This window comes from Paraburkholderia sp. SEWSISQ10-3 4 (genome assembly GCF_030464785.1).
Taxonomy (GTDB): Bacteria; Pseudomonadota; Gammaproteobacteria; order Burkholderiales; family Burkholderiaceae; genus Paraburkholderia; species Paraburkholderia aspalathi.
The window spans coordinates 129,853-153,676 of record NZ_JALPRI010000007.1 but is presented as its reverse complement, the minus strand read 5'-3'; the positions used below and the strand labels follow the sequence as shown (position 1 = coordinate 153,676).

Genomic DNA, 23,824 nt, shown 5'->3' with positions numbered 1-23,824 from the left:
TGCCGCCGCCCGGTGCAAGGAGCGTAGCAGAACTGTACTGACCCGAGTCGGCCCGATGTGTGCACTCAGCGACTGATGACCCAGCCTTAACCTGTTCTCCATCGAATACGCATTGCCAAGCCGCCTCGCAGGGGCCCTCCGATGCGTAAAAACTGGTTCGAATCATGCGAGATCGGTACAAAGGGAGGTTGGGCACTATGAATCTGCTAGAAGCCATGCGGATTTACGTCAGGGTGGTTGAGCGCGAGAGTATTTCCGGCGCGGCACGGGACCTCAATATCGGGCAGCCGGCCACGAGCGAACGTATCGAGCGGCTGGAGAAATACCTCGGCTGCCGGCTCCTGCTCCGTAGCGCACGCGCTTTCAATTGCACGCCCGAAGGCGTCACCTTCTACGAGCGTAGCAAAGCGATTCTGCTCGCCGTGGAGCAGGCGGTCGCTGAAGTGTCGAACGACGCGCAGGATCTCAAGGGAACGATTCGTATCGCGGCGCCTCATTGCTTTGGCGAGACGGTCGTGCCGGAAGCGTTGACCCTCGTGCGCGCAGCTTATCCGCAACTGGACCTGGAGCTGGTCCTGAACGACCGGATCGTCGACCTCGTGACCGAAGGCGTCGATATTTCGTTTCGTCTTGGGCAACTTGGGGAAGGGGCGTTCATTGCCCGTCAGTTGGGGCAGGTCGGGCGGGTTCTCGTTGCCGCGCCAGGATATCTCAGCCAGCACGGTCCGATCACCGAACCGTCTGAACTGGTCAAGCATCCGTTCATTCGGGTCCAGGGCATGTTCGGCACCGATCAGTTGCCGCTCAGGCACATGGCGACCGTCGTGGAGAGCGCGCCGATCCGTACCGCAATCAAGACCAGTCATTGGCGGCCCATGTATGAAATGATTCTGTCCGGCGTCGGCATCGGGGTGCTGGAAGAACCGGCATGCGTCGATGCGCTTGCAGAGGGCAGGCTCGTGCGCCTTCTGCCGGAATTCGAGGTGCTGCCTTTCGATCTGAATGTACTGATTCAGGCGCAACGTCCGGTGCCGCCACGGGTACGGATGATGGTGACGATGTTGAGAAAGTGCACGTCGGAAATCCTCGAGAGGGCGCACGTCGACTACGGCGAAGTAACGAGTCGCCTGGAAGTAGTTCCCGACGATGATGTGTCCGCACTTCTAACACCATCGTTGCGGGCCTGAACGTGCAACGATGGCTGAGGCCGGGATATCTGGCAACCCCCGGCAACCGATAGCAGGAATCGGAAGGTGCTTACTCTGCCTGCGTCAACGACACCGACGCTTCGCTCGTCAGCATCAGGAATGTCAGCGTCTCGCACAGATAGAGGCGCACTACGGTATCGGTATGGCTCACGTATCCGATAGACAGCTCTTCGCCAAGATGCAACTCGAAGTCGCCGCCACGCGTGGATAGCACGCTGCCGCCGGCAAGCGCGGGCGCCCAGATGATGTCGCCATTCACGATCCGCTTGATGTGCTCGATCACCGGATAACCCTGATCGCGCGCCTCGCCGAGCGCCGTATATGCATCGGCGCCGAGCAGCACGGAATAGGGTCCGTCGACACCGGCAAGCCGCAGCTCTTCGAGCGCGTTGCTGATCGTGTTCGGATAATCGCTGACGTCGGCCGGCAGCGCGAGCGACGGATTCGACGAGCCTTCGCGAAGCCCGCCAATGCCCGCAGCCTTATATCCATCGAAAATCGCGCGATCTTCGGCATAGGCGAGCTGCTTGGCTGCTTCCTTCGCGGGCTGCCAGTCGGCGTCTTTCGCGCCGCGCACGACGCTGTCGATTGCTTCGCGCTGCAGCTCGAACGGCACGGTCAATTGCACGAGGCTCTTTACCTCAGCCAGCTTCGCTACGACGCCCTGCTGCGGCGCGGCGATTGCGATCTGATGCCCTGTGCCGACGCCAGACAGTTCGGTTCCGCCAGGACCCTTGACATCGACCACACGACGGCCGGCGACGCTGCGCTTGAACGTGCGCGCCACTTCGTCTTCGAGCTGCGACCAGGCGGCACGGGAGATGGGGGCAAGCTCGCGATGCAGATTATTCATGTTGAGAGATTCCCTTGAGAGAGCCAATGTTCAGCGAGCCGTCGTGACGCGACTCGGCGGATGAAGTTGATTCGAGCGGTTGCTCGACAACGGCGGCGGCCGCTTGCGGATCGCGATCTGCGAGCGCTTCGAGCAAGGTGGCCGACGGGATGAAGAAGAGGTTGCCCGTGACCGCGCGGCTGTAGTCGAGCAGCCGGTCGTAGTTGCCCGGCGGCCGCCCGACGAACATGTTTTCCATCATCTGCTCGATAGGCTCGGGCGAACGCGCGTAACCGATAAAGTAGGTGCCGAATTCGCCCATGCCGGGGCGGCCGAATGGCATGTTGTCGCGGAGGATTTTCACTTCCTCGCCGTTCTCGGTGATCGTGGTGAGCGAGCTGTGCGAACACGTCGGTTTGACCGCTGCATCGAGCTCAATGTCGGCCAGTTTCGTACGGCCGATAATGCGCTCCTGAGTCTCGACGGAAAGCGAATTCCAGCCGGTCATGTCGTGCAGATACTTCTGCACGATGACATAACTGCCGGCCTCGAACTCCGGGTCCTCGTCACCGATGCGGGTGAAATCGACAGCCTCGCGACCCTGCGGATTCTCGGTGCCGTCAACAAAGCCCACCATGCTGCGCAGATCGAAGTTGCGAAAACCGTGTACTTCCTCGATGACCGAGACCGCCGTACCGAGCCTTCCTGTCAGCTGCGTGGCGAGCTCGAAGCAGAGATCCATCTGATCCGCGCGGATGTGCAGCAGGATATCCCCCGGCGTACTCACGGCGCGGCGTTCGCCGGCGCCGAATTCGCGGAACGGATGCAAACTCGCCGGGCGCGGGGCGCCGAACAACGTGTCCCACACGTCGGAGCCGAAGCCGACCACGCATGACAGGTTGCCGGAGGGGACGCGCTTGCCGACCGAGCGCACCAGGGCGGCAACGTCCCCGCACCACGCACGCACCTGTTCAGCGGGCTCCTGGCCGGGCGCGAGGGTCGCGACGATGAAGATCGCGCTACGTGTGATGTCATTACAGACGGCTTGCGATTCTGGGGTGTCTTTGGGCATCGGATTGAATATTGATGAACCGTTATTGATTCCGGGAATGGAGCGAATGTCTTTCCGCCTTCGCGATCATCTGTCTAAGGCTCGCGCAAATTTTTCGTCCGGATGATTGAGGCATGTGTGCTGCCGCAGCCGCCGCAAGTACACATTAAGCGTTGCTTCGTCATCAGGAGGTGCGCAGATATACGTGACATTGTCGATGTTCAACTATGCGTCCAGAGATGTTATACCGCCCAGGCACATTATGGAAACAGGGCAAAGGATCTGGATGAGTCCGAATGCGGCATTCCGAAGCCAGACGGGCGACCCGATTGTGTTTTGCATGTTTGCCGGCGGGCAACGTATCAAGCGGCGTCAGGCGAGATCATGCGCTGATAAAGTTCGACATGGTTTTGTCGTAAATCTCTGCTTCTCATTCGATACTTCATATCGGACTGGCGGTCTTTTATTCTCCTGTCATATCGTTACCATCCGTTCAAGGCTGTCTATCGCAGCAAGAAAGGCTGCGCCAGATAATTCGCATTGCGAATGGAGGTGGGGTGCGGTGAATCTGCTCGAAGCCATGCGCATCTACGTCAGGGTGGTTGAGCGTGGGAGTATCTCCGGCGCGGCGCGGGACCTCAATATCGGACAGCCGGCCGCGAGCGAACGCATCGAGCGGCTGGAGAAGTACCTTGGCTGCCGGCTCCTGCGCCGTAGCGCACGCGCTTTCAATCGCACGCCCGAAGGCGTCACCTTCTACAACTGTAGCAAGAGGATTCTGCACGCCGTGGAACAGGCGGTCGCTGAAGTGTCGAGCGACGAGCAGGGTCTCAAGGGAACGATTCGTATCGCGGCGCCTCATTGTTTTGGCGAGACGGTCGTGCCGGAAGCGTTGACGCTGGTGCGCGCAGCCTATCCGCAACTGGACCTGGAGCTGGTCCTGAACGACCGGATCGTCGACCTGGTGACGGAGGGCGTCGATATTTCGTTTCGTCTTGGACAACTTGGCGAAGGGGCGTTCATTGCCCGTCAGTTGGGGCAGGTTGGGCGGGTTCTCGTTGCCGCGCCAGGCTATCTCAGCCAGCACGGTCCGATCACCGAGCCGTCTGAACTGGTCAAGCATCCGTTTATTCGGGTTCAGGGCATGTTCGGCACGGATCAGTTGCCGCTCAGGCACATGGCGAACATTGTGGAGAGCGCGCCGATCCGTACTGCGATCAAGACCAGTCATTGGCGACCCATGTATGAAATGATCGTTTCGGGCGCCGGCATCGGGGTGCTGGAAGAGCCGGCATGCGTCGATGCGCTTGCGGAGGGCAAGCTGGTCCGAATCCTGCCGGAATTCGAGCTGCCGCCATTCGAACTGAATCTCCTAAGTCAGACCCAACGCCAGATACCCATGCGGGTACAACTGATTGTGACGATGCTAAACCATTGCACGCCGGAAATCCTCGGCAGAGCGCGCGCCGAGGTCAAAGCCCACCTCGACCGATACCATGAATCGGAAATAAACAAATGGCACGCGATGCGAAAATCACTATCTTTGATAGACAACGTAGCCGAGTCAAGGAGCTATCAAATGGCACAACAGTTGATCGTCGCGGTTTTCGACAGTGTGGACGTCGCCGAAAGAGCCGGTCGGGATTTCCGGAATTTTGAGGAAAAAGACCTTGGTTTCAAAATCGAGAGCGGCGTGCTGGTTCAAAAGGACGCCACAGGTAAGCTGATCCTGCTCGACAAGCAAACCCGGCCGTTTTGGGGCACAGTGATCGGTGCGCTGACGGGCGGTTTGATTGGGATGCTTGGTGGACCGGCAGGGGCGCTACTTGGCTTCACGATAGGGGCGAGCGGTGGACTGGCTGAGCATGCGATCAAGGCGACGTTCGACGACGACCTGGTCGCATCGATATCCGGCAAACTGACCCCGGGCCACGTGGCATTCATCCTCGAGGCGCAGGAGGCGTCACCGTTTGAAGTCGACAATATCGTGCTCGGTTACGGCGGGAGTGTGTTTCGCAAACCGCTTGCCTGACCGTGTGCATTCTTCAGGAGTAACCGGACATGGCCGTATCTACCGACGAAGCTACCACTCGTGAAGCGATTGAAGGGCTCTATCGCGCCTTCGAGCAGAAAAGCGTCGTGTTGTTACGAAAGGTCGTTACGCCCGATTGGGAATATATTCCTGAGCCCGCTGGGGCGGCGCCGGGACCTGACCAGATGGTTCAAATATTCGCGAACATCGCCACAGCACTGCCGGATATGAAAATCACCATTCTCGACGTGTTGATTCATGGAGACCGGGTGGGCGTTCGCGCAGAGATCACGGGCACGCAAACCGGGACGCTACTGGGCATTGCTGCCAGTTCCAAACACATCAGCTTCGCGATTCACTCTTTCCATCAGATGCGTGGAAATTTAATCGCGAAGACGTGGCATCTTGAAGACTGGCTATCGGTGTTCCGGCAACTTGGACAGTTGCCACCAACGCTTGAACATTCTTGAATTGCGCAAGGACGGACGCAGAAGCGCCGGCGACCATGCCGATGCTAGTGATGCATTGCTGCAGCGACCAGGAGATGAAACGGAAGCACGAGCAGTGCCGTCCCGCCGACGCCAAGCAGCCACAATGCAATGAACCACAGCAGGCCGTGGCGAGGCGTCTTACGGGTATCACGGCTTACCTGGGACATGGCATGGCTCCTGTCGGCGAGTGCTCCGTTTGTCTGATCCATTCTAGGCGAATGGACTGCCCGAATCCATCTAAAAGCAAACGAGCGAGGCGCGGCGAAGGATTGACCTTCGCCGCGCCTCGCTCCGCTTTGGATGCCTGCACGCCTCTATGCGTTATCCGTTCATGATGCGTCAGAACCGGTGCTGAATCCCCGCCGTCACACCCGCTTGCGTATCCGCCGCGCCAGTCAGGTCACGCGACAGACTGACCGCGTTGTCATGCTTGGCCATCGCGTAACCGCCCGCCATATACAGCACCGTCCGCTTCGACAATGCGTATTGCGCGCGCAGCGAGAACAGCGTCGGATCGGCGTCGCTCGCGTCCTTGATGTCCTGATGGTAGACCGCGGCAAACAGCGAGAAGAACGGCGTCACATCGTATTGGCCGCCGACCCAGTACATATCGCTGCGCAAGGTCGGCGCGGCGGTGTGGAAGGTGCGCCGATAGTTGCGATAACCGGCCATGGCCTTCACCGTGCCGAAGTCGTAGCTCAAGCCCGCGTGGATGCCTTGAATGTAGTTGGTGGTATCCGCGGGCGTCACGCTGTCGTTCGCGCCGTTCTGCCGGTCGAAGGTGGCGACGACGGCAAACGGACCGTTCTCGTAGCCGAGACCGAAGTCGTACTTGGAGCTCGACTTCATGCTGCCCGGCACGTTGCCGAAGCCGTACATGGCGCCGAACTTGAAGCCGGCGTACGTGCCGTCATAGCGCACGGCGTTGGCCGAGCGCGAGAACAAGCCGTCCTTACGACCACCGGTAGCAGTGGATGACGTCGCCCACGAATAGTTCGGCGCGTAACCCATCGGGTCGAACTGCAGCATGTAGTCGTAGGTGGTCGTGAAATTGCGGCCGAGCGTGATTTGCCCGAAGCGGTTTTTCAGGCCGATTGTGGCGCGGCGGTCGAAGATCGCGCCGGGACCGTCGTCGAACTGGCCGTTCGCGACGTTGATGCCGCTCTCCAACTGGAAGACCGCCTTCAGTCCGCCACCGAGGTCTTCGACGCCACGCAGGCCCCAGCGCGAGGTGTTCTTGCCGCCCGAGACAAGACGCGCAGCGCCGCCGTCCTTGCTCGCATGATTCACGTATTCGACGCCCGCATCGACGATCCCGTACAAGGTCACGCTCGATTGCGCATGCGCCGTTGCTGCAAATCCAGCGAGGCCGGCGCACGTCACGCCGAGGGTCGCCTTTGTCATGCTCGACTTCATCAACAGTCTCCTGTGCTTGGTTTATTCACTTCGGTTGGGGATACGGTGTGGCTGGGTCCATCAGCACGTTTTAACTCGCTTCAGCCCGCCTGTGCGAAGGCCCAGCAGTCGTTGGCCGGGAATTCGATCCAGTGACGGCCGGCGGCGCGCGGCACATGGCCGAAGGCGCGTAGGCGCAGATCGCCGCAATGGAACAGGTATTCCCAACGATCGCCGAGATACATCGACGTGATGAGGTCGGCCTCGAGGCGGTTTGCGCCTGGGCCATCGGTGACCTGCACGCGCTCGAGGCGAATCACGGCCTGCGCGTTTTGCCCGGTGGTAAGCGCTTCGCGCGCCTGGGCTTGCAATTGCCAGCCGTCGCCGGCCAGCGTCACGCGTTCACCGTCGACCGCGGCAACGCGCGCGTCGATCCGGTTATTGCTGCCCATGAATTCGGCGGTATAGAGCGAGCGGGGCGCGCCATACAGTTCAGCGGGCGTGCCTTCCTGTTCGATGCGGCCGTTGCGCAGAAGCAGGATGCGGTCGGACATCGCCATCGCTTCGGTCTGGTCGTGCGTGACGCACAAGGCGGACAGGCCGAGCGATACGATCAGTTCGCGCAACCAGGCGCGCGCTTCTTCGCGCAGCTTGGCGTCGAGATTCGACAGCGGTTCGTCGAGCAGAATGACGGGTGGGTTGTAGACCAGCGCCCGCGCAATCGCCACACGCTGTTGCTGGCCACCGGAAAGTTGATACGGATAACGCGCGGCGAGATGGCCGAGGCCGAGCTGGTCGAGCGCAGACTGCACACGCTTTTTTTGCTCAGCGCTCGATACGCGTCGCAACTTCAATCCATAGCCCACGTTGTCCGCCACCGTGCGATGCGGCCACAGCGCATACGACTGAAACACCAACCCAAGCGAACGTTGTTCGACTGGCAGATCGACTTTGGACGCACCGTCGAAAAACACCTTGCCGTCCAGTTCGATACGGCCCGAAGACGGTTGTTCGAGTCCCGCGACTGCGCGCAGCAGGGTGGTCTTGCCGCTGCCCGATGCGCCCAGCAGGCATACCACTTCGCCGGGGTTCAGTTCGAACGACACGCCCTTTAGAATCGGGTTGTCGCCATAGCTGAGAAACAGGTTGTCGACCGAGAGCTTATCCATGCAATTTCACTCCGAAGCGCAGGGCGACGCCGAGTCCGACGCCGACCATCGCGATGTTGATGACAGAAAGCGCCGCGACCTGATCGACCGCGCCGGTCGCCCACAGCGACACCAGTAGCGCGCCGATCACTTCCGTGCCGGGCGAGAGCAGATAGACGGCGGTCGAGTATTCGCGCTCGAAGATCATGAAGATCAGCAGCCATGCCGCGAGCAGACCGAAACGCACGAGCGGCAGCGTCACGTCGAGACTGACGCGCGCGCGGGTGCCGCCGACGCTGCGTCCCGCTTCTTCGAGTTCGGGGCCGACCTGCAGCAACGCGCTTTGAATCAGGCGCATGCCGTACGCGAGCCACACGACCGTGTACGCGATCCAGATGCTCCACATGGAGTTCTTCAGTTCCTTCAGGCCGGGCACGAAGAGGAAAATCCACAGGAAGGCGAGACCGGCGAGCAGGCCGGGCACCGCACGCGGCAGCAGAACGAGGTAGTCGAGCAGGCGCGTGGCCCAGTCGTTGCGGCGATGACCGGCAAAGGCGACCAGCGAATAGAAACCCACTGCGAGCGCGCCACCGAGCACGCCGATGCCGAGCGTATTGAGAATCGCGCGGACCAGGTTGTCCTGTTCGAACAACTCGGTGAAGTTGGCGAGCGTCAGCACTTCGGCGAGATTCACGCCTTCGCCCCAGTTGGTGACGAACGCGCGCAGCGTGATGCCGGAGAGCGGCACGAACACCGTGAGCAGCAGCCACAGCGCGACGATCGCCAGCGCAACCCAGCGCCATGCGCCGAGCGGCAGTACGGTTTGACGTCCCGCCTTACCCTTGACCGTGACGAAGCGGTTCGCGCTCTTCAGCAGGCGTCGTTGCAGCAGCACGAGCGGGAACGTGATTGCGACGATGCACACGGCGACCGCGGCCATCAGGTGATACGAAGGCACGCCGAGCTTGTTGGTGAGCTTGTACAGATACGTCGCCAGTACGAGGTGACCTTCGGGGTCGCCGAGTACGAGCGGCAGACCAAACACTTCGAAGCCGAGGAAGAACACCAGCACGCCGGCGAATAACAATGCTGGCAGCGTCATCGGCAGGCTGACGTCGAGCGCGACACGGAACGGTCGCGCACCGGCGACACGCGCCGCTTCTTCGACGTCCGAGCCGAGATTGCGCAGCGCCGCCGACGAATACAGGTACACGTGCGGCACATGCGTGAGGCCGACGATGATCGTAATCGCGAGAATCGAGTACACGCTCCATGGCGCTTCGGCGGTGCCGAACAGTGCCTTCCACCAGACCGAATAGAAGCCGACCGGACCGGCCGCGACCACATAGCCGAATGCGAGCACCATCGGCGAAACGAATACGGGGGTGAGCAGCAGCGGTTCGAGCCAGCGGCGGCACGGCAGGTCGGTGCGCACCATCAGGAACGCGAGAATGCCGCCGAGTGGGATCGAGATGAACAGCATCCCTGCCGCGATGACGAAAGAGTTCTTCAGCGCGGACCAGAAGTCGGGGTCGCTGAAAATGAATTCGAAGCCGGCAAGACCGAGCGTGCGTTTGGCGTCGAAGAACGGCGCGTTCAGCACGCTCTGGAACAGAATGAAGCCGAGCGGCAGCGCCACCGCGACGGTCAGCACCGCGATGACGAGCCAGCGCAGCAGCCCCGCAAACGGCTGCAGACCGCCGCGCGGCAGCGCGCCTATCGTGCCGCCGTCGGCCGCGAGAGGTGGGGCATCGCGGTGTCCGGTTGCGCTAGTGGAAAGCATGAGTGTCCCCCTGCAGCGTGAAAGCCGCATATCGACAGGTAGTGAAGGAAGGCGCGGCGTCCGCGCGTTTCAGCGTGGACGCCGTCAGGTCAGCCGAGGCTTAGCGCTTGATCGACTGTTGCCATTGCTTGAGGAATTCAAGCCGCTTGGACTGGTCGAGATAAACCAGCAGGCCGGAGCCGATCGGGATCGGCTTGAGCGAGTCGCCGAGTTGTTTCGTGAGACCCGCCATCGACGTTTCGCCGTCGACGTCCGCGCGAATCGAGAACAGGCTCGCCTGGTTCGCGAGCAAGGTCTGGCCGCGTTGCGACAGCAGGTAATCGACCCACAGCTTTGCGGCGTTCGGGCTTTGCGCCTTCTTCGAAATCGTCACGAGGCGGCTCACCACCAGCGTGTAGTCCTTCGGGTAGACGTAGCCGATCGACGGGTCCTTCTTCGCTTTGGTGAGCGCGTAGGAGCCGAGAATGTTGTAGCCGATCAGGTTTTCACCCGAAGAAATGCGCTCCATCATCGCGCCGGTACTCGATTGCAGTTTCGGGCCGGTGGCGCCCATTGCTTTCACGAGGTCCCACGTGACTTGAGGATTGACGCGCGCGTCTTGCGTCAGATAGTTGAAGCCGACGCCGGATTTTTCGATGTCGTACGTGGTGACCTTGCCCTTGAATTGATCCGGTTTGCTTTGCAGCAGCTTGATCAGATCGGCGCGGGTTTGCGGCACTTCCCCTGCGGCCAGCAAGCGCTTGTTGTAGACGATCGCCAGCGGCTCATACGTGGTGCCGTACGCCTGCTTCTGGTACTGCGCCCATTGAGGCAACTGCTTCGCTTCGGGCGATTCGTAACTCGCCATCAGACCGTCGTTGACGAGCTTGACCTGCAGGTCCATCGCCGAGCTCCACAGCACGTCGGCGCTCGTGCTGCTGGCCGCGTTTTCGCTGATGTAGCGGTTGTACAGCTCGGTGCTGTTCATGTCGTTGTATTCGACCTTGACGCCATACAAGCTTTCAAAATCCTTGATGAGCGGGCGCACGAGGGCCGTGTCCGTGACCGAATACACGATCAGCTTGCCTTCCTTCTTTGCCCCGTCGACGGTGGTCTGGTAATCGCTGGGATAACCGGCCGGAAAGGCCGCCCATGCTGAGTTTGCGGCGAATACAACGGCTACGGCGAGATACTTCAAAGAGATTTGCACGTCTTCCTCCAGAAAACATTGTGTTTGTTTTGTGTAGGCGAATGGTAAGAGACGCGTGCTTTCTGAATGCTTTCAGTTTTCGAGGAAAATGCGTCACAATGGTCGAATTCGCCTCATGGATTTCCCTGGGATTCTGTTTATGCGTGTGCTGCTCGTCGAAGACAATCCGATCCTTTCCCGCTCGCTAACCGATGCGCTGACCAGCGCGAAACTCACGGTTGACTGCATGCACGACGGCGAATCCGCCGACCATGTTTTGCGCACACAGGACTACGCGCTGGTGATTCTCGATATCGGTTTGCCGAAGCTCGACGGCCTCGAAGTGCTGCGTCGTTTGCGCGCGCGGCGCAACGCGGTGCCGGTATTGATGCTGACTGCGCATGGTTCGGTGGAAGAGCGCGTGCGCGGACTCGATCTCGGCGCCGACGATTACCTCGCCAAGCCCTTTGCGCTTACCGAACTCGAGGCGCGTGCCCGGGCGCTGCTGCGCCGCAGTCACGGCCAGGAACCGCTGCATGCGCAATGCGGCACGCTGCTTTATGACAGCGTCGACCGCGGCTTCACGCTCAATGGCGAGCCGCTCGCCTTGACCCCGCGCGAACGTTCGGTGCTCGAGGTGCTGATTCTGCGTAACGGTCGCGCGATCAATAAGGACACGCTCTCCGAGAAAATCTTTGGGCTCGATGAATCGGTGAATGCCGATGCCATCGAAATCTACGTGCATCGTCTGCGCAAGAAACTCGAACGCAGTTCGGTCGGCATCGTGACGCTGCGCGGGCTTGGCTATCTGCTGGAAGCGAAAGACGCATGACGCGGCCGAATCTGCGCGTTCGCGTCGCGCTCTGGTTGTTGCTGCCGCTGCTTCTGCTGCTCGCCTTCGATGCATGGCTCACGTATCAGCGCGCAATGAACGCGGCGCATGCGGCTTTCGATCGCACGTTGGAGTTTTCGCTGCGTTCGATACGCGACGGTATCCGTTTGCGCGACGGCCAGATCGAAGTCGACTTGCCGTATCTCGCGCTGGAGATGTTCGAATCCAACGGCGGCGGCAACATCTACTATCAGATCCGCGAGGAGGGCGGCCGGGTGGTGACCGGCTATCCGGATCTGCCCTCAGGCACGAAGGCGCTTGCCGAGCCCTACAGTGTGCAGTTTTACGACGACGTGTTTCGCGGACGGCCGTTACGCATCGCGATGCTGAGATTGCCAGTCCATGATGTGCCGTCAGCGCAGACGCGTGTGGTGCTGGTGCGGGTCGGCGAAACGATCGAGCAGCGCCAGGCATTGGCGCGCGAGATTCTGATTGGCTCACTGCAACAGGAATTCCTGCTGGTGGTGCTCGCGCTCGGCATTGTGTGGCTGGGGGTGGCGCGCGGCTTGCGGCCGCTGAACCGCCTGTCGGCGAAAGTCGCCGCGCGTGCCGAGGACGATCCTACGCCGCTCGATACGGTGGGCCTGCCGAGTGAAGTCGCGCCGCTGGTCGATTCGATCAATCAGTACATCGGCCGCACGCAGTTGATGCAGTTATCGCGCCGGCGATTCTTTAACGACGCGGCGCATCAGTTAAAGACGCCGCTTGCGATCATTCAGGCGGAGTCGGAGCTGGCGTTGCGCGATATCGACGGTGGCGATGAGCCCTCGAACGGCAATGCTCGGCAAGGCGTGCATTTGCGACGGCTGAATCGCGCGGTGCAGCAGGCGGTGCGTATCGTGCAGCAATTGCTGTCGCTCTCGCGGCTCGATGCGGACAGCGGTTATACGATCAAGCATGCCGCTGTGCCGCTGCATAAAGTGGCGCGCAGCGTCACGCTCGACTGGTCGCCGGTGGCGCGCTCGCGTGGTATCGATCTCGGCTTTGAACAGGACGTGCGTATCGACGTGATGGGTCAGACCGATCTGCTGGCGGAACTGGTCGGCAATCTGATCGACAACGCGATTCGTTATTCGGGCGATGGGGCGGTGATTACCGTACGCGTTGCATGCGAAGCTGAGCAACCGTTGCTGCAGGTGATCGATAACGGGCCGGGGATTTCCATCGGTGAACGCGATGCGGTGTTCGAGCGGTTCTATCGCAGCGAAGCGACGCAGGCGGTCGAGGGCAGCGGGCTGGGTTTATCGATCGTGCGGGAGATCACACGCGTGCATGGCGCGGTGATTGCGTTGAGTGATGCGTCCGGTGGTGGGTTGGTGGTTAGCGTGCTGTTTCCGGCGTTAAAGTCCGCGTGACGAGCATGTTGCAACCGCATCGCTACGCGCGGATCGTGAAGCTCTGAGCGTAGGCCGTGGGTTCCGTTTCGCTACCCCACACCTTACCGTCGATCAGCACTTGAGAGCGCTCGTCGCCCGGCACCACGATGCCGACGCGTGCTGCCGCCTCGCGATATAACTCCGTCTGATTGATGTGCGCCGCGATTTCCGCGTAATCCGCGCGTGGGTCAATCATGCCCCAACGTTCGAACTGGGTGAGAAACCACGCACCGTCGGTTGTTCGCGGATAGTTCACTGTGCCATTATCAAAGAATCGCATGGGCAAACCTCGCGGCGCTGAGGCCGCGATCTCGCTACCGAGCCGCGCCGCGATCAACGCTTCATCGATGCCGATAAATTCCGGCCGCGCGAGCCAGCGTGCGATCTCCTCGCGATGCCCCGCGCCGTCGAGCCAGCGGCACGCTTCGAGCATGGTCTGCACCAGCGCTCGCGCCGTGTTCGGATTCGCGCTGACAAAATCTCGCCGGCACGCCAGCACCTTCTCTGGATGATCGGGCCACACTTCACTCGTATAGGCGACCGTTCTGCCGACGCCTTCCGCTTCAGCCATCGCATTCCACGGCTCGCCGACACAGAAGCCATCGAGCCTTTCTTCCGCGAGCGCGGCGACCATTTGCGGCGGCGGAATCGCCACGCTCTCGATATCGTGCAACGGATGCACGCCTTGCGACGCGAGCCAGTAGTACAGCCACATGGCGTGCGTGCCGGTGGGGAAGGTCTGTGCGAACACCGGCTTGCGTTCGAGCGTCGCCAAAGCCTTGGGGAGGGTGCCGTGTTTGGCTAAAGCATCTGCGAGACGATTCGAAAGCGTGATGGCCTGGCCGTTGCGATTGAGCACCATCAGCACGGCCATGTCCGTTTGCGGACCACCGAGGCCGAGTTGCACACCGTAGACGAGACCGTAGAGTGCATGCGCCGCATCGAGATCGCCCGACAGCAGTTTGTCGCGCACGGCGGCCCATGACGGCTGTCGGCACAGTTCCAGTGTCAAGCCATGAGCGTGACCGAATTCGAGCAGCTTCGCGGCGACGAGCGGTGCGACATCGGCAAGTGCAACGAAACCGAGCCGCAGATGGGTTTTCTCGAGCGACGCAGGCGCGGACGATGGGGCGAGGGAGGTGGGAGAGTTCATGTGCGGCGCTTCATTTGAGCGAGTCGGCCGCCGCGACGACGGCGCGCGCGACTTCGGCGAGTTTGACGCCCTGGTTCATTGCGCGCTTGCGCAGGTTGGCATAGGCGGCGTGTTCCGTGATCTTCAGTTGATCCATCAGCAGGCGTTTGGCGCGATCGATCAGCTTGCGCTCGGCGAGTTCGTTTTCGACTTGCGCGAGGCGTTCGCGCAGCTCCGATTCCTGTGCGAATCGTGCGAGGGCGACTTCGAGGATCGGCGCCAGTCGTTCCGTGGCGAGCCCTTCGACGAGATAGGCCGTGACTCCGGCGCCGACCGCGTCGCGGATCAATTGCTGATTCGCATCGTGACTGAACATCAGCACCGGACGTGGCGCGGTGGCGTTCATCACCGCGAGTTGTTCAAGCGTGTCGCGCGACGGCGATTCCGTATCGATGATGATGACGTCGGGCCGCTCGCTCTGAACCACGCGATGCAGCGCTTGCGGCGTCGCCGTGCCGGCCAGCATCTCGTAGCCGAGTCGTGCGAGGGCATCGCGCAGATCGCCTATCGGCTTGTCGGTATCGGTTACGAGGAGAACACGCAGCATGGGGTGTGGTTTATCGACGGCTGACTACCGATAAAGCAACGTGTATGCCAGTGCGGGACGATTACGCTGAAGGCAACGCGATCATGGGCTTATAAATAGTTTAGACAGCAGGGCCTGCACCCGTACGGGGCATGCGCAAGGCATGCACCGAAGCGGCGCACGAGGTATGAACATTGTTTTAATGAGCGCAAAGGTGGGCTGCCGGGGCGTCACGCCACAGTTGCAGCGCTGCTCGCACTTCTTTGACAACGGGATCCCACTCGCCCAGTTTCTGCTGCCGGAATAGACGCATTGACGGATACCACGGGCTATCGGTTCTGTTGGTCAGCCATCGCCACTCCGGGTAGGCCGGCGCGAGCAACCAAACGGGGAGCCCGGCCGCGCCGGCAAGATGCGCGACGGAAGTGTCGACGGTAATCAGAAGATCGAGCGTCTGCAATATCGCCAAGGTGTCCGTGAAATCGTGGATTGCAGGGCCGAGCGTGTGCAAGTCGTATTCATGCGTCAGGCCCTCGCTTTCGCGCTCGCGGGCGCCTTTTTGCACTGAATACCAGGTTACCCCGGCAAGCCCAAGTAGGGGCTTTAGCGTATCGAGCCGAATCGACCGGTAACGGTCATGAACGTGGTTCGGGTTGCCGGCCCAAACGATGCCGACACGTTTGTTTTTTGCGCGCGTCGTGTCTTGTGGAACTGCTGCTATCTGAATCTGCCAATGACTTAGTTTTTCCGGTGTCGCCGCGAGGTAGGGCATGGCAATCGGAAGCATGGGTAAATCGAGGCTCATATGCTCCGGCATCCTTAGCATATGACACCAGTAGTCGTATGGACCGGGAGGCAGGGTGGTGAACACGGTCCGCACAGCTGCCATGCTCGCAGCCAGCCCCGCGATCGGCTGGCTGACCAGCACATCCACCATTGCACCCTGACGACTCAGCCAATCGGCGAATCTGAGGAACTGGATTTCATCACCGCGCCCCTGTTCGCCGACGAGCAGGAACCGGCACCCTGCGACGGGTTCGCCATGCCACTCGGGGAAGTCTGGGCGAATCCGCTCGTGTTCCGTGCCGGGGAGTTCGTAAAACCATCTGTACTTCTTCCAGCCTTCTTCGAACTCACCAAGGGTCAGGTGCACGCCAGCGAGATGAAACTGCAGGTATGGGTTATCCGGCAGAAGCCGTGCTGCTTCGATACTATGCGGTCGGCTTTCGGCGACGTTGCCGGTGATACTGAGTGCTCTTGCTGCGTTGTGATGCAGAAGCGGGTGTTGCGGATTGATGGCGAGTCCCTGCCTGGCCACGCTGAGCGCTTCGCTGAAGCGGTCGTTAGTGTTCAACACGTAGGCTAATGAATTAAGCGAATCGGCATTGTCGGCAATACGGGTTTTGACCTGCTCGATCATTTCATTGAGCGGGCGACTATGGCCGGCTTTAGCTAATGCCGCGATCAGGTCGAGTCCGTCTTGCAGGTTTGCCGGGTCGAGCATCCACGCTCGTTGCCAGTAGTCAGCAGCTTCCTGGACCTTCCCGAGCTCCGTGCAAATTCGGGCAAGCGCGCGAACGGCGTGGTGTCCTCGCGAATCAATCTGAACGGACTTATCGTAGTGGACCATTGCCTCGTTAAGACGGCCGGACACTCGCAGGCAGTCGGCAAGGTTCCGATGAAGACTGGCGGTACCACCAGTCAGGCTGATCGCACGTCGATAGGACGCTTCAGCCGCTGCATGGTCACCCTTCAACGCGGCAAGCAGACCTGCGTGTTCCCACAATTCAGCCCGCTCAGGAGCTGCCTGCAACGCCTGTTCCAGGTATGCGCGCGCCTGATCCATTTCATCCGTATGAACACAGGCGAGTCCCATACGGTGCAGCGCGTGCGCGTCGTGCGGGCGCACGGCGAGCACCTTGCGGTAACCGATCATCGCCATGGTCATACGTCGCGCGGAAAAATGGGCATCTGCGCGCGCGACGAAAGCGTTCACGTCTGCGTCATCGTGATTCATTGCTTGCCTGTGGATTGTCGGAAGTACGCCCCTGCGATTCGCAGCCGCGACACAGGGGGCAACGCTGGCTTAGCCGATTTATTGCGTGTAGGTGGCCAGAAGAGAAACGCCGCTCAGTTTTGAGCCGGCACTCAATATGCCGTAGTAAGTTCCGGCCGGCGGGTTGGTGATCGTGCAGGTGGCGATCCCGCCTCTCACCATGAGCGACTCACAGTCAGGATGGAGCGAGGACGGCGTACCGACTCTGACATACAGAGTCGCGATCTGGCTGGCTGTTTCTGGCGACAGGGTGAACGTCAGGCTCTTGACGCCCGCGGGAACAACCAGAGCGTAGTTTTGCATCTCGCCGTTTTTCGCTGAGATCGTCAACGGACTACCGGCACTCAGGTCCGTAAGGATTGGCGGAATAACCTGAAACGGGCGCGTCAGCTTGCTAATGGCCCCAGTGCTATCCGTCACCGTGAATGTGATTTCATATGTGCCCGGATAGTCGAAGTTCATATAGGGCGTGACAGATTGCGTGCGCACCAGATCAGGAGCGCCCGTGCCGAAGTTCCAGGCCCATGACTTGATCGGCGCGCCCCTGGCGGTGGACAGGTCCTTGCATGTCACCTGCATGATCGTCGTGGCTTCCCAGCATGTGAAATCCGCTGCCGCTGGAATTTTTCCAGACCGGGCGGCAATGACAGTCGCGTTCGCATCAAGAATCCCTGAGCCGATCGGTTGATCCGGTTTGCCGTTGGGAAACGCTTGCACATTCTGTGTCAGCAACGCTCTCATTTCAGCGGAGGTCAGGGGTGTGGGCGCGACTGACTGAGCAAGTGCGATAACGCCGCTCACCATCGGCGCGGCCATCGACGTGCCGTCAAGATACGTATAGCCTTCACTGCCCGGCGCGGCGGTTCCGTTGTTGTAGGTGGACCAGATCGAGTCGCCGGGCGCGGCGATATCAACGGTCTGCCCGTAGTTCGAAAGAACCCACTTCAAGCCGGGGCGATTGCTGCCGCCGACGCTGATAACGTTCCGGCAGTTCGACGGCGTGAAATTCGTTGCGCTGTTGCCATTGTTGCCGACTGCTGCAACTACAACGGCACCGCGACTGGCCGCGTAGTCAATTGCGTTCTGAAACGTCATCCCGCAGGAGCCCGCACCACCGAGGCTCACGTTAATGACTTTCGCCGGGTAGACGTTGTTGGGAACGCCCGACACGCTGCCACCGGCGGCCCACGTCACGCCGTCGGCGACATCTGACGTAAAGCCTCTTCCGCATGCATTCATGACGCGGACCGGGACGACCTTTGCCGCCGGCGCGACGCCGGCTATACCGATGCCGTTGTTCGTCTGCGCGGCCATGATCCCCGCGACGTGAGTGCCGTGCCACACGACTTCGCATGTCTCTCTCGTGATACCCGGATTCGTGCCGTCGCCGCCGCGATTGTTCGCGGTGAAATCGTACCCGGGCAGGATATTGGCATTCAGATCGCTATGACTGGTCACGCCGTTGTCGACCATCGCGATCACGGTTCCGGAGCCGTTAGCCATGTCCCAGGCGGGCTCTGCCCGTATGCCCGCAGTGGTGACGCCGGGTTTCTGGTTCGAGCTTAGGCCCCACTGCCTGCTGTATTCTGGGTCGTTTGGCGCCATTGTTACGGACATCGGCGTGTCGGGCTCTACGTATTCGACATCAGGATCGGACGCAATGGCGCGCATGAATGATTTGGCATCTTTGACGTTCAGCTTGCGTTCCGTTGTAACCACATCAGCTCCGATGCCCATGCGGCGCACATGACGCGCTTTCGAAGGGAAGGCATTCGTCAGCCGGTCGAGTCTTGACTGGACCGCGGTGACTGAACCGCGTTCAACGGTGCCGGTTTTGTATTTGACAATGAAGCGGTCGTTGGACGCATCCGAAGCCAGGCCGCTCGCGTTCATCTTTAAGGACAATTGCAGAGGAACAGTGTTTGATGCCGCCGCTAATGCCGCTGTCTTTTCCAGGGGCGGTGTTGGTTCGGATGTCATATCGTCGCCGACATTTCCGCCACATGCCACGAGTGCCAGCGAAAGCGAAATACAGGCAGTGTTTTTCAATGCATAGCGCGCACCTCCTTTGGACCACAGCGCGCTAACGTAAGCCGTTGTTCTACGAGAGTCGTTCCGCACGCTCTCATCTTTCTTTTGATTCACGGTTTTATTCCCGGTACGACATACAGAAATGATTGCCCCTGTTTTCATGAAGCAGTCGTACGGCGGTCATCAGCGGTGCCAAATCCATAGGCCGTCCTTTGGCCAGCCGGCACAGGCTATTTTTCGGGTCGAGTTAAGATTCCTGACTAATGACCGTTGGTGACGGCTGCGTGGTACGTGACCTTCTGCGGCTGTTTGTCAGCCGGTCAGGTTCTTATGTTTGGACGCTATAAATAGCTTGGTGAGGATAATAAATAGCCTAATTGATATAAACAATCAGGCCTTTCTATTTTTCGGTCAGATAATTTACCGGCCGTGTAAGACCGTTGATGCACACGCACTCAGCAAGCCAATGCATCAGTGCCACTTCACGTAACTGCGGGGCGAAAAGAAGACGCTCACGACGATCATGGCGGCAACGCTAACGGCCAGCATGACCCAGGCGGCGCCGAACCCGCCAGTCCAGCCCCGGACCATGCCAGCGAAAATGGGCGTAATGGCCGCTACGACAAAGCCGACACCTTGCGTAAACGCGACAAGCTTTCCGGCTACACTGTGATGTGCCGAATGATCCATAGCGGTAACGAGCGTCAGCGAGAACGTGCCACCCAGCCCGGCACCGGCAATGGCGACCCACACCAGCGGCGCGGCATCGGGCCAGAAGATCAAGCCAAGCAGGCCGACCAGTTGCGCCGACAATCCGAGGACCAACCAGGGGCGCCGATCCCGGGATGGTGCGGCAGCAAGAGGCAGCAGTAAGGCCGCAGCGGCCTGAAACACCGTCATGCCGGCAAGGAGCGAACCGCTCTCCGCGACACTCGCGCCATGCTGTTGATAGAACGCGGGCAACCACGCGACGAGCGTCGTATAACCGCCGTTGACGATCCCGAAGTACAAACCAAGCGTCCACGCGCGCCGCTTGCGCCAAAGCGAAAAAGCGATCGCGTCTGCCGGAGCGCGCTGTGCCGCCGGCCCGTGCGAAGGTCCGCGGTTCAAAGCCAACCAGCACAGCAACGCCACGAGAGCGGGAATCGCCCATACCGCGAGCCCCGCATGCCACGACCCCGTCGCTGCGCTCACCCAAGGACTCAAGCGTGCCCCGAGGCCGCCGCCGCCCATGATCGATGCGGAGAAAACCCCCATCGCCAGCGGCACGCGCGCAGGGAAACGCTGCTTCAGGACGGCGGGCAGCAGCGCCTGAATCGCCGCGACACCGACGCCCGCGAGCGCTGCCGTCGTAAGGAGAGCCGCGCCACCGGCGGTCGACCAGCGGGCGCCGCAAGCAAGCGCGATCGCCAGCAAACCGAGCGCAACGCCGCGCGTTTCGCCGATCGACCGGGTTAGCGCGCCCGCGCCGAATGCGCCGATGCCCATCGCGACGACCGGCAGGCTGGTCAACAACGACGCGCCGTAAAAGCTCAACCCGGTTGCATCGCGGATCGTCGTCATCAGCGGGCTGATCGACGTCAGCAGGGGCCGCAGATTGATGCCGATCACGACAATCGCGCCCAGCCATAGCGCGTCTCGCCACGTGAGCGCGTGGGAGGCGTCGTTGGCATGGGCTGGGGTCGGGCTGGCGCTGGAGTGCGAATTCACAAGGGACCTGAATGCGAGAGTGGGCGACACCTTGCAAGCGGGAAGAGAACGCTGCGGGGCGCTGCGCGACCGGCGGCGGCAAGGCGGATGACGAGGCGCGAACAGGGTGAAAAATACCGTGCGCGACTATTTTGGTTAACCATAATATCATGGCATGGTTAACCATTTTCCTGATGCCCGGTATAAGTCCGAGCGCCCGCGGATGGCGTCTGCTACCCCTCGTCGCTACAATGCCGGGCGATATCGCTCCGTTCTCCACTACTGAACTCATGGCCTCCCGTTCCTCGCGTACGCCGTCAGCCAACACCGGCACACCCATCCGCAGCGCGCCTGAAGACGACTCGATCAGCGTCGAAGAGCGCATTTATGCGTCGATCACCGCGGCATTGCTGCAAGGCCGTCTGCGGCCGGGCGCGCAACTGGTCGAGCGCGATCTCGCCGCGGCGTTCGGCTGCACGCGCGGCGCGTTGCGCAAGGTGCTCGCGCGGCTGGGTTTCGAGGGCAAGCTGGTGCTCGAGGCGAATCGCGGCGCGTTCGTGCCGTCGCCGTCGGAGGAAGACATTCGTCAGGTGTATCGCGCCCGGCAGATTGTCGAGGCGGGCATCGTTGCAGCTTTGTGCGGGAGTTTGAGCGTGGCCCACAAACGTCGCCTGCGCGCCCATGTGCGCAGCGAAGAGAAGGCGTCACACGCCGGCACCATCGAGGAATCCGTGCGGCTCGCGGGCCAGTTTCATGTGTTGTTGACCGAACTGGCGGGCGGGACGGAATTGCTCGGTCTGGTTGGGCAGCTCGTCGCAAAGACCGAGTTATACAAGGCGTTGTTCGACCCGTCGAAGGGTTCGGCCTGCTCCGCGGACGAGCATATGCAGATTATCGAAGCGCTCGACGCGGGAGATCTGCACGCGGCTCTCGCGGCGATGCGCGAGCATCTGTCGGAACTGGAGGAGCGGGTGGTCGAACAGGTACGCAAAAGCGCCGCAGGAGCAGATCTCGGTGCGGTGTTCGGGGTGTAGGAAGGGAGGGGTTAACGCATGCGACGCCGCGGCGCGCCGCTCAGGCTCGAGTCAACGAATCAAGCCGGAGAAGGCGCGCGAAAGGCTTCGCGAACAACCAGATAACAACAATTGACCACGCCCGGACCGGTCATGAAACAACTCAGGAAACGGTCAGCGTGCCGCCAGCCTTAACGGCGACGGAATTGCGTATTGCGTGCGCCGCCGCCACCGGTGGCGCGCTCGTCTTTGTGACGGAAATTGATCCGGCCTTTGGTCAGATCGTAAACCGACAGTTCCAGCGTCACGCGGTCGCCCGCGAGAATACGGATGTGATTCTTGCGCATGCGTCCGGACGCGTAAGCGCCAACCACGACGCCGTTGTCGAGCGTCACGCGGTAACGACTGTCCGGAAGTACTTCGTCGACGATACCGTCAAGTTCAAGCAGTTCTTCTTTCGCCATGCATAACTCCTGGTCGATGGGATAAGTGGGTGTTGGCCGCGCGGTTAAGCATGGCGCAACATCTGATACGGTTGGCAGTCGGCTTTCAGGCCAGCTGCTGCGGCACCAGCTGATTCGCTGATAGTACCGCTCAAAGATCGGCGACGGACTGGCCGTCTACACGGCCGTCAATCAATTGCTCGGCGTGGGCCATGCACGCAATGCGCGCCTTGCCCGTGCCGTCGAACGGAAACAGATACTGCAGACGGAACACACGCCCGTCGGCTGCCGGATTGGCGCCCACGCGGCAGATGCGCACCGACGCGTCGTAACCTGCGTCCGGATTGCGGCCCGTCTGACCGTCCGCCGGGCGGCGCGGATAGACGAGCGGGTGAATTTCATAACCCTTGTACGTCTTGACAACTGAATTCATGAAGCACGTGTCCTGTATTACGTGGTCGCCGTGTCACGCGTGTTACGCGCGGCACGACAGACCCGGCAGCGCAGCACCTTGGGGCGCGCCGCCATGGAAAAAGGTTGGCACAGGCCCGATGGCAAGGGCATGAGCGCGGCCGCGCAAAATCGCGGATTCGATGGAGAAGAAACACGCTGATGTCGCGCAGACACCGGGCGCGTAAAAGCTGAACCACTCAGCTGCACAACTCGCGACGGCGAATGCAGGCGGCGCATTGCCGGAGTGACGGGATCGCTGACACGCAGCGGTCGAACAGTCGGGGGTGGTGCGGAGACGCCGATTGATACTGTGCTTGATACTGCCGCTTGTATTTCCGCGCTGTATCCCTAATAGGGCGGATGCGGAATACAGCTATTCCAATATGATGCACTAAATGGGGCTAATTGGATAGCAAAAAGTTCCGCGCGCGGGCAAACCGCCCAGCCGGCGGGGCTTTGGGCGAAAAAGAGCTGCCGCGAACGGCGCGCCGGGGCATGAGCGGCACGCCGGGTGTGAGGTCGCGCCGTGAGGGTGAAGGCGGGTGAGTTTCAGCGGGTGGTTTCGGCGACGCGCTTTTGCAGCTCGCGTGAAGCGGCGAGCGGAATGCGCGCATCATCCCAGCCGGCGAGCCATTCGACTTCCTTCGAGGTAAAAATCTGTCCGTGATTGCGCAGCGTGTATTGCAGCGAATCGATGATGTGATTGCGGATGATTTCAGGCGTGCCTTCGTCATCGAGCACGGCGCGAAACGCTTCGAGCGTGGCCATCTGTTGCTCCGTGAAATAGTTGCTTCTTTTATCGCACGAAAAAAAATCGCACGCCAAGCGAACAAAAATCCCTGGGTGCGGATGCAACAACTGGAAGGGGCGGCAGTATGCCGCCGAGCCCCCATCAAGGCCCCGCGAGTGATGCGGCCCCGCAATAAAATAACGGCTGCGTTGGCCCCGTGCCGCTACGGTCGTCGCTGGCGATTGGGGTCGTTACAATGGCGAGTTGCAGCGCACGGCTTGCGGCATTGTTGTGCTTGCCTCGCCTGCCGGCCAT

Annotated in this window: 21 protein-coding genes and 1 pseudogene; 7 read left to right on the top strand and 15 right to left on the bottom strand. The window is 60.9% G+C overall.

All coding sequences use genetic code 11. The features are described 5' to 3' along the window. Positions 1-197 precede the first annotated feature (197 nt). A complete protein-coding gene (locus tag M0D68_RS16945) occupies positions 198-1,187 on the top strand; it encodes a LysR family transcriptional regulator (RefSeq protein ID WP_211706959.1) in 990 nt (329 codons plus the stop codon). Between the two features lie 70 nt (positions 1,188-1,257). On the opposite strand, the gene M0D68_RS16940 is transcribed toward M0D68_RS16945, so the two are convergent. Together M0D68_RS16940 and M0D68_RS16935 are read right to left on the bottom strand one after the other, a co-directional pair. Further along, positions 1,258-2,061: a family 1 encapsulin nanocompartment shell protein gene (locus M0D68_RS16940; protein ID WP_093636012.1), complete on the bottom strand. Its 804-nt coding sequence runs from the start codon at positions 2,059-2,061 to the stop codon at positions 1,258-1,260. Further along, a complete protein-coding gene (locus M0D68_RS16935) occupies positions 2,054-3,112 on the bottom strand; it encodes a Dyp-type peroxidase (protein ID WP_211700725.1) in 1,059 nt (352 codons plus the stop codon). Before M0D68_RS16935 ends, M0D68_RS16940 begins: the two co-directional genes overlap by 8 nt. A 541-nt stretch (positions 3,113-3,653) precedes the next feature. Between M0D68_RS16935 and M0D68_RS16930 the strand changes: the two are divergent. The 3 genes and pseudogenes from M0D68_RS16930 to M0D68_RS16920 form a co-directional block, all read left to right on the top strand. Continuing rightward, positions 3,654-4,544 (top strand): annotated as a pseudogene (locus tag M0D68_RS16930) (LysR family transcriptional regulator); the annotation flags it as partial. A gap of 72 nt (positions 4,545-4,616) precedes the next feature. Then, on the top strand, positions 4,617-5,123 hold the full coding sequence (locus M0D68_RS16925) for a DUF1269 domain-containing protein (protein WP_307857195.1): 507 nt from the start codon (positions 4,617-4,619) through the stop codon (positions 5,121-5,123). A 29-nt stretch (positions 5,124-5,152) separates the two neighbouring features. Further along, positions 5,153-5,593 carry an ester cyclase gene (locus M0D68_RS16920; protein ID WP_093636007.1) on the top strand — a complete coding sequence of 147 codons (441 nt, stop codon included), beginning with the start codon at positions 5,153-5,155 and terminating at the stop codon, positions 5,591-5,593. A gap of 44 nt (positions 5,594-5,637) precedes the next feature. Here M0D68_RS16920 and M0D68_RS16915 read toward each other — a convergent pair whose 3' ends face one another. From M0D68_RS16915 to M0D68_RS16895, 5 genes are all read right to left on the bottom strand, one after another. Further along, complete coding sequence (locus tag M0D68_RS16915; RefSeq protein WP_167378415.1) at positions 5,638-5,781, bottom strand: hypothetical protein; 144 nt, start codon at positions 5,779-5,781, stop codon at positions 5,638-5,640. A gap of 172 nt (positions 5,782-5,953) precedes the next feature. Next, a complete protein-coding gene (locus M0D68_RS16910; RefSeq protein WP_266224856.1) occupies positions 5,954-7,030 on the bottom strand; it encodes a porin in 1,077 nt (358 codons plus the stop codon). Positions 7,031-7,110: 80 nt separating this feature from the next. Next, on the bottom strand, positions 7,111-8,178 hold the full coding sequence (locus M0D68_RS16905; protein ID WP_093636003.1) for an ABC transporter ATP-binding protein: 1,068 nt from the start codon (positions 8,176-8,178) through the stop codon (positions 7,111-7,113). Further along, complete coding sequence (locus M0D68_RS16900; protein WP_211706958.1) at positions 8,171-9,940, bottom strand: iron ABC transporter permease; 1,770 nt, start codon at positions 9,938-9,940, stop codon at positions 8,171-8,173. The genes M0D68_RS16905 and M0D68_RS16900 overlap by 8 nt, the downstream gene beginning before the upstream one ends. 100 nt (positions 9,941-10,040) lie before the next feature. Further along, positions 10,041-11,129, bottom strand: a complete 1,089-nt coding sequence (locus M0D68_RS16895) for an ABC transporter substrate-binding protein (protein WP_211706957.1) — start codon at positions 11,127-11,129, stop codon at positions 10,041-10,043. Positions 11,130-11,268: 139 nt separating this feature from the next. Here M0D68_RS16895 and M0D68_RS16890 point away from each other — a divergent pair, with 139 nt between their 5' ends. Together M0D68_RS16890 and M0D68_RS16885 are read left to right on the top strand one after the other, a co-directional pair. Next, entirely contained in the window at positions 11,269-11,940 is a 672-nt protein-coding gene (locus M0D68_RS16890; RefSeq protein ID WP_093635997.1) for a response regulator, read from the top strand. Further along, entirely contained in the window at positions 11,937-13,355 is a 1,419-nt protein-coding gene (locus M0D68_RS16885; RefSeq protein WP_211706956.1) for a sensor histidine kinase, read from the top strand. The genes M0D68_RS16890 and M0D68_RS16885 overlap by 4 nt, the downstream gene beginning before the upstream one ends. Before the next feature lie 22 nt (positions 13,356-13,377). Here M0D68_RS16885 and M0D68_RS16880 read toward each other — a convergent pair whose 3' ends face one another. From M0D68_RS16880 to M0D68_RS16860, 5 genes are all read right to left on the bottom strand, one after another. Next, entirely contained in the window at positions 13,378-14,529 is a 1,152-nt protein-coding gene (locus tag M0D68_RS16880; protein ID WP_211706955.1) for a CmpA/NrtA family ABC transporter substrate-binding protein, read from the bottom strand. A gap of 10 nt (positions 14,530-14,539) precedes the next feature. After that, entirely contained in the window at positions 14,540-15,115 is a 576-nt protein-coding gene (locus M0D68_RS16875; protein WP_054036012.1) for an ANTAR domain-containing response regulator, read from the bottom strand. Positions 15,116-15,293: 178 nt separating this feature from the next. Next, positions 15,294-17,111 carry a tetratricopeptide repeat protein gene (locus tag M0D68_RS16870; RefSeq protein WP_211706954.1) on the bottom strand — a complete coding sequence of 606 codons (1,818 nt, stop codon included), beginning with the start codon at positions 17,109-17,111 and terminating at the stop codon, positions 15,294-15,296. 78 nt (positions 17,112-17,189) lie between these two features. Next, complete coding sequence (locus tag M0D68_RS16865; protein ID WP_211706953.1) at positions 17,190-19,343, bottom strand: S8 family serine peptidase; 2,154 nt, start codon at positions 19,341-19,343, stop codon at positions 17,190-17,192. 309 nt (positions 19,344-19,652) lie between these two features. Further along, a complete protein-coding gene (locus tag M0D68_RS16860) occupies positions 19,653-20,891 on the bottom strand; it encodes a cyanate transporter (RefSeq protein ID WP_211706952.1) in 1,239 nt (412 codons plus the stop codon). A 269-nt stretch (positions 20,892-21,160) separates the two neighbouring features. Here M0D68_RS16860 and M0D68_RS16855 point away from each other — a divergent pair, with 269 nt between their 5' ends. Then, positions 21,161-21,904, top strand: coding sequence for a GntR family transcriptional regulator (locus M0D68_RS16855; RefSeq protein WP_200653680.1), 744 nt, complete (start codon positions 21,161-21,163; stop codon positions 21,902-21,904). Positions 21,905-22,074: 170 nt separating this feature from the next. Here M0D68_RS16855 and infA read toward each other — a convergent pair whose 3' ends face one another. The 3 genes from infA to M0D68_RS16840 form a co-directional block, all read right to left on the bottom strand. Further along, entirely contained in the window at positions 22,075-22,347 is a 273-nt protein-coding gene (gene infA, locus M0D68_RS16850; RefSeq protein ID WP_012427521.1) for a translation initiation factor IF-1, read from the bottom strand. Between the two features lie 130 nt (positions 22,348-22,477). Next, the gene (locus M0D68_RS16845) at positions 22,478-22,759 is read right to left on the bottom strand and encodes a hypothetical protein (RefSeq protein WP_093635985.1); all 282 of its coding nucleotides are present in this window, start codon (positions 22,757-22,759) and stop codon (positions 22,478-22,480) included. A gap of 569 nt (positions 22,760-23,328) precedes the next feature. Then, entirely contained in the window at positions 23,329-23,547 is a 219-nt protein-coding gene (locus tag M0D68_RS16840; RefSeq protein ID WP_028194708.1) for a hypothetical protein, read from the bottom strand. Between the last annotated feature and the right edge of the window lie 277 nt (positions 23,548-23,824).